General features: G+C 29.1%; 1 pseudogene. It reads right to left on the reverse strand.

Annotated features, from left to right (window positions below):
- Positions 1 to 74: 74 nt before the first annotated feature.
- Positions 75 to 375: pseudogene (locus CEW93_RS10720) on the reverse strand (transposase); the annotation flags it as partial.

Consider the following 375-nt stretch of genomic DNA (forward strand, 5'->3'; position numbering starts at 1 on the left):
TTATTAATTAATTCAGTGTTTCCTGAGCTTTCACGGAAGTTAAACGCGAACTATTTTGCGTTTTTTTCGTTATTCTATTGGCGTTTTATTATTTTTTGATTATTTTCAGCTCGTTGAGCTGTTACTTTTCTTATATTAAGTGCCATTAGCACAAATCCTAGTTCTCTTTTGACTTTATTTATCCCTCGAACGGACATTCGAGTAAAACCCAAAATAGCCTTCATAAATCCAAAAACAGGCTCCACATCAATTTTTCTTGACTGTAGATGCTTTTTGTTTTTGGTTCTGAAAACTTTTTAATAATTTGGACTTTAAAATATTCCCAATTATAATTTTTCATTATTTTTTTATTTGCTTTTGAATCGATTAATTGTT

The organism is Moraxella sp. VT-16-12 (assembly GCF_002224245.2).
GTDB lineage: Bacteria > Pseudomonadota > Gammaproteobacteria > Pseudomonadales > Moraxellaceae > Moraxella.